We start from the raw sequence: 6,224 nt of genomic DNA, 5'->3' as shown, positions 1-6,224 counted from the left end.
ACCCGTTTACGGGTAGCAAGAAATAGATGTAGATGGCAGACTACATTAGCGCTGTAAAGCGCAACTAGAAGTAAAGGGCTACGCCCGCATCTGAAAAACCACCAGCTAAGCTGGTGGATATTTATTACCCAGCTAAGCAATCTTGAAAAACTTGAATTCTATGACATCAAACTTGCAGTCTGTGCTGCAAGATGCGAAAAATGGATAAAACAATATATTCTTAAAATATAAAGGAGTTAACGAAATATGAGGAAAAAGAATATTATTGGATTAATCGTATCAATTACATTGATACTGCCTTCATTGCCCATTTTTGCAGAAGAGCACAACACACCTGTTGTTCCTGTACATGAGCAAGAGGTTATAACAGAAACTGTCACAAACAAGGATGATGCGTTGATAAATGACAATACTGAATCAATCGAAGCATCTCTCGACGCACCTGCCGTGGCATCGGATGATGTGATTGAAAACCAAGAGACCGAAGCATTGAATGTTTCGTCAAATGAAAAGGATGATTCAAAAGAAAACGCTGTATCGAAAAAAGAAGAAAAACCCCAAGCTCGTGCTGTAGGTATCGATTCAGAAGCATTGCTGACACAAGCATTAAATGAAGCAAGTGGGGATGCGGTAATTGAAGTTGTTGGGGGAACAACCATCAACTTAACAAAGCCCCTTTCCATTAACACTTCGAAAGTAACGCGTATACGCATTCAATCTACAAATGACGAACCAGTTACTCTAAATCATGCAAATAACCAACGCCATATTGCAGTTACTGGAACAGGTGTTCTAGACCTTACAATGAATAACGTAATTTTAAGTACGGATGCAAATCATGGTACAAGTAAGGGTGGACTTGAACTTACAAACAACCTAATTGGTAACAAGATTTCAGGACTTGATGTGAGGGATAATCCTGCAGTCGCATCAGGGTGGAATTCCGGTTTCCTCGTCTTTACAAGTAATGGCGGTAGTCTGGATCTTACCAATTCAACATTCATCAATAATGGGATTAATGTTCGGAATGCAGTTTCATCTGCATTTGTAATGATTGACACACAGAATGCGGATGTTAATTTTGATAACGTTCGATTTAGTAATAATAAGAAAATTAATCAAAGCGGTGGAATGATTAGCATTTACGCTAAAAACGGTGCAATCACGATGAATAATGTCTCCATGATTGACAATGAAGCTGCAAGTAACAGTGCTGGTGTCTTCTTCACCGGAAGTGGAACCGCGACTTTAGCAATTACAAACAGTAACTTTGATGGCAATACCAATACTGAGGGAATGGGTGGGGCAATTAATTTACGTCTCAAAGATAGTTCAGCGACATCCATTTCTCATTCAGATATTTTGAACAACCATGCGGATCGTGGTGGGTCGGGAATTAATGTCATGCTTGAATCAAGCAATGGCCTAACACTCGATACAATCACCGTGGATGGAAATACCGCTTCACGCAATCTGTACGATCCCGAAACAGAAGAGCAATCAGGAACTTCAAGTAGCGGTGGAGGAATCTATGTTGAACAAATGCGCGAGCATGGTTATGTCAACATTCTTAACACAACCATTTCGAATAATATTGCGGGATCTGGAGGCGGATTCTATCTCTATACAGATTATAGTGGTAACACAGAAGTATCCATCACAGATTCAATTATTACTGGAAATATCGCGGATTATCATGCAGGTGCATTAGATTTTAATACTTATGGAAACTCAATGGATGAAGGACTCATTAGCATTAAGAATACTCAAATTACGAAAAATACAGTAACCGGCAATGATCCAGGACCAGGATGGAATCAAGGTGGTTATGGTGGTGCCATCCATTATGGCAACTTTGAAAACAGCCCGGGTGCTTTACAATTGGACGGTGTTACTTTCTCAGAAAATAAATCAGCATATCCTGTTGAGTGGTCATTAAGTACACAGGCAGATGATGCACTCACCACAGTTCATCAAGAAAGCATCTTAAATACGACCTATTCAGCATCACAAAGTCCATTCATGCCGCAATACGATAATGCATATAACGGTGATGATATCTATTTAGGACACTCTGCAATTGTGTATTTTGATCCGAATCCAGATATGATAGAGGGGCTTGATGCACCAGACTACAGTGAGTCGCTAAATTATGCCTTAACAGTTATGGGTCAAAAAATTCAAGAACCTTCGACACCGTCAATCCCCGGATACCGTTTTGTCGGTTGGTTTGATGAAGCCGACAATCAATGGGACTTCACAACAACACGCATTCAAGAAGTGCATCAATATCTCCATGCAAAATGGGAAAAAATTGAAACATACGTTGTCTCATTTGACTTAAATGGTGGCGATAGCATTCAACCGGAAAGTCAGAACTTGGAAGCTAATGAACTCGTTACAGAACCGGAAGCACCAACCCGTTTGGGATATACCTTTGTAGGTTGGGGTTTAGGTAAAAATGATAGTAACAATCTTTGGAACTTTGCAACCGACGCAGTCGGTCAAGAGTCAGTCGTACTCTATGCTCAATGGAAAGCTATTGTTCCTCCTGTTGAGATGCTAACAGTAACCTTTGATTTAAACGGTGGTTTGGGTTCGTTTGAACTCTCACAAGTTGTAACAGCGGGATCAAAAGTATCACGTGTCGTGAATCCAACCAGAGAGGGTTATACATTCCTTGGCTGGAAACTTCAAACAACAGCTCGTCTAAATCAATTCTGGAATTTTGACACCGATCTTGTAGAACGTGACATTGTACTTATTGCTCAATGGGAAAAAAATCCCGAAGTGCCAGAAGTACCAGAAATACCAGAAGTACCAGAAGTACCAGAAACACCAGAAGTTCCGGAAGCGCCAACAACGAGTGAAACGCTACCTGCAACAGGTGTTGACGCATCGTATGGAGTCTTGTTGGGTTCAATGATTGTATTCGTTGGACTCGCAATTATCATCGAAACGAAACGTCGTTCAGTAAAATAGTCATAAAAAAAGAAAGTCAATTCACTGACTTTCTTTTCATTTGGAATCTGTTAATGCTCACGCAATTTGAATGTTTTGTGGGCAAATAATCGAACGAGAACGGTACTAATGATAATTACAATGATACTAAAAACAGTAATTACGATATCTGCGGAGGCTAATGACGCAACCATGTTGTTACTATAAACAAAGATGATGATTGCAAATTCTGCTATATGATAGGTGATACTTTTAACTTCCATATCACGGTTGTAGGGTTGCAAGATGTAATAGAGAAAGAGATGAACCGTTGTATACAACGCTGATAATGACAAGAGACTCACGCAAAGCGGAATGAAGTTGGCAAGTTCAAAACTGAGTAGCCCCACCATATTCCATAAGATGAGTCCCAGTAAGACCGCAATGACTGGAACAAAATTGATAACAATTAAGATTCCAAGTCGGGACAGATATTGCTTCCAAATCGTTTCTTTCCGACGGTAAAAAGCATAGTGCAATAAACTGTAATCAGCATTTAAGAAACATGCGCGTGTAATTTTTTTAGTCACATTCAAGAAATAGAAGATGAGCATGAATTGACTGATTAAGCTGCTGTTTGAGCCGATAATGGTTTCAAAAAAATTAGGGCCAAATAAGTAAACCGAACCCATTTTAATAACCACGCCTCCAACAACAAATGCTGTGATAATTCGAAGCATCCAAATAAGCGGCTTGAACCACATTCGACGGTGACGCATAAAGAACGCAATATTGAGGAGTTTGTAGCCTGAATAGCGATGACTCAACTCAGTGGTTTGATTAACGTTTAAGTCATCAATTCTTAGTTCCTCTTGTGTCAATTCTTTAACCTTCTGAGAGGTCTCCGTGCTCAGTGTCATGTTTTGGGTCATGAAACGGTTTACGGCTGATGGATTCGCATTTTGAAGTGTGTAGCGGTAGCATACATATAGGGAGACAATCAGACCGAATGAAATTAAGCCATAAACCCAATTAAGAGATGTCGGAATGAGTAGAAGGGCCATTGGGATTGCTCCAAAAAGTAATGACACCATTAATTCATAACGCATTCGCATTTTCCGGTTATGTCGGTTAAAGTAGTGAATCATCATTGTTTCGCCTAAAAATACTGTATGCAGTGAAATAATCAGAATCAAGAGCATCATCAACAAGCTCATTGCTTGAAGGTCAGGCCAAAGACTGATTCCGGTTAGTATGCTCGCCATGATTCCTAAGAGTAAACGATCATAGCTACGTTGCTTGAGTGCATAATCATAATAGTCGTCGCTGGGTGTTTTGAAAAGTGTTATTAAGAGCCATTTCGTTTTCGAATCTTCAAGAATGCGAGTGTTAGCAATCGTGAAGAAATTAAATGCTGCGAAATAGACTACGAAGGATAGTGCCGTGTCATTTAAGATGGCAAGTGGCACAGTATTGGCAAGCAGCATAAGAATGGCTAGATAGGCTGCTTTTTTGGCGACACTAATAATGAAGAGCACGACTTGAGCAACTGTTGCAAGTGTTTTCTTTAAGTCATCGTTGTAATAAGCGTATGGGCCAATAACATCTTTCAGGAAAGGAATCTTTCGAAGGTAAAAGATTGCTTGATTCATGAATATTGTCGCTCGAATATTAGAAAAAACTTTGTTATTCATGATCTTCGCTGAGAATTTCAACAATTTCAGCTTCAAATCCTTCACTGTGAAGCTGACTGTTATCGAGTTGTTTAAGACTTCCTTTATGTAAAATAACAACTTCATCACATATATCTTTCGCAATTTGTAAAATGTGGGTGGAGAGAATCATAATACAATCGTGTTTCAATTCCAACAATAAATTCTTGATTTCAATGGATGCAATCACATCAAACGAAGTAAGGGGTTCATCAAGGAAAAGGACTGTTGGTTTTAACATGATGATACTAATCATCTGTAGTTTATTCCGCATACCGAAAGAGTATTCTTTAATGAGTTTATGACGATCATCTGTGCTAAACTGAATTCGATCGAAGTAACCGTCAATATCTTCACGCTTTAAACCTTTATCTTTATGAATATCTACAAAAAAACTCAAAAACTCATATCCAGTTAAAAATTCGGGAAGCATTGGCATCGCATAGACATACCCAAAGTCTTGTTCGGATATGGATTGAGTTTCGTCCAAATAGACGCGACCTGAGTCCGCTTGCATTTCCTGGCTGACACAATTAAAAAAAGTAGTCTTACCACTACCATTACGTCCCAGTAGGGCATAGATTTTTCCTTTTTCAAACGTAGCATTCACATTGCGAAGCACATGATTTTGGTCAAAACGTTTGTTTAAATCTTCAATCACAAGTTTCATAAAAAGCTCCTTTGTGTTATATTGTTGATACAATGATACGATAATGCATGAAAGCAGTCAAGAAAATATCTAAAGTATCCAGAAAGTGATGATGAGAATTTATGAATATGAATGAAAGCGTTAAAAGATTGTTAAAGAAAGCGTCCTTTAATCAGGATGTGGAAGCGTTATGGATTGAACAAAATCCGACAACAGCAAGTGCTACCAATCTTTTGAATATACTCTATGAGTTGGCTGCCTTAGAAGAAAAATATCGCGTTCATGGCGTACCAGAATATATTTTAATCGATAGTTTATCCGACCTTCGTTATCGTGTTGAACGTTTTAAAGCAACCCATGGCAGTGTAGGGCTTTCTGATCATGATATCCATTGGCTTCAAGATTTTCTTAATTTTAAGATGTTTGATTTAGGATCCCTTCGCTTTCAAATTTTCCCATTTGATTTGACCTATATTGAACGTTCTGGTGATGATGCGTTGCCACTGACAGCAGTTCAAAAAGAACGATTTCAAGCAGGATCAATCTATCTCAATATTCATATCTTAAAGGGCGCTAACTTGTCTGTGGATGCGGTCTTCGATGCTCTTGAACGAGCCCGCGTTTTCTTTCGAAAATACTTTGGTCATCTCAAAATTGAAGGTTTCATCACACGAACATGGCTTATCTATTCTAAAATGGAAGTCTGGCTTCCTGAAGATAGTAATATTGTGCAGTTTGGGAAGTGTTTTGAAATCATTCACGAGGCACCCATTCGCTATCAAATCCTAGAACGCGCTTTCGGTACGCAAGATCTCTCAAAAATTGCAGCAATGCCTAAAAAGACGTACCTTCAGAAGCATGTCTTGGAAAACCTCGATAACATTGGCGTTTCCTTTGGATACATTCCTTTTAAAATCTAATCA

The 6,224-nt window shown here is 38.9% G+C and carries 4 protein-coding genes; 2 read left to right on the top strand and 2 right to left on the bottom strand.

Annotation, left to right across the window (positions count from 1 at the left end):
* The first annotated feature begins 246 nt into the window (after positions 1–246).
* The gene (locus tag GVV19_RS07825) at positions 247–2,982 is read left to right on the top strand and encodes an InlB B-repeat-containing protein (protein WP_159646878.1); all 2,736 of its coding nucleotides are present in this window, start codon (positions 247–249) and stop codon (positions 2,980–2,982) included.
* A 50-nt stretch (positions 2,983–3,032) separates the two neighbouring features.
* On the opposite strand, the gene GVV19_RS07820 is transcribed toward GVV19_RS07825, so the two are convergent.
* On the bottom strand, positions 3,033–4,634 hold the full coding sequence (locus GVV19_RS07820) for a hypothetical protein (protein WP_159646876.1): 1,602 nt from the start codon (positions 4,632–4,634) through the stop codon (positions 3,033–3,035).
* Positions 4,627–5,322, bottom strand: a complete 696-nt coding sequence (locus GVV19_RS07815; RefSeq protein ID WP_159633447.1) for an ATP-binding cassette domain-containing protein — start codon at positions 5,320–5,322, stop codon at positions 4,627–4,629. The genes GVV19_RS07820 and GVV19_RS07815 overlap by 8 nt, the downstream gene beginning before the upstream one ends.
* A gap of 101 nt (positions 5,323–5,423) precedes the next feature.
* Here GVV19_RS07815 and GVV19_RS07810 point away from each other — a divergent pair, with 101 nt between their 5' ends.
* Positions 5,424–6,221: an acyltransferase domain-containing protein gene (locus GVV19_RS07810; protein WP_159646874.1), complete on the top strand. Its 798-nt coding sequence runs from the start codon at positions 5,424–5,426 to the stop codon at positions 6,219–6,221.
* Positions 6,222–6,224: the final 3 nt, after the last annotated feature.

The sequence above is a fragment of the Erysipelothrix anatis genome, assembly GCF_009828745.1.
Taxonomy (GTDB): Bacteria; Bacillota_I; Bacilli_A; order Erysipelotrichales; family Erysipelotrichaceae; genus Erysipelothrix; species Erysipelothrix anatis.
This window is presented reverse-complemented; position numbering and strand designations above follow the sequence as displayed.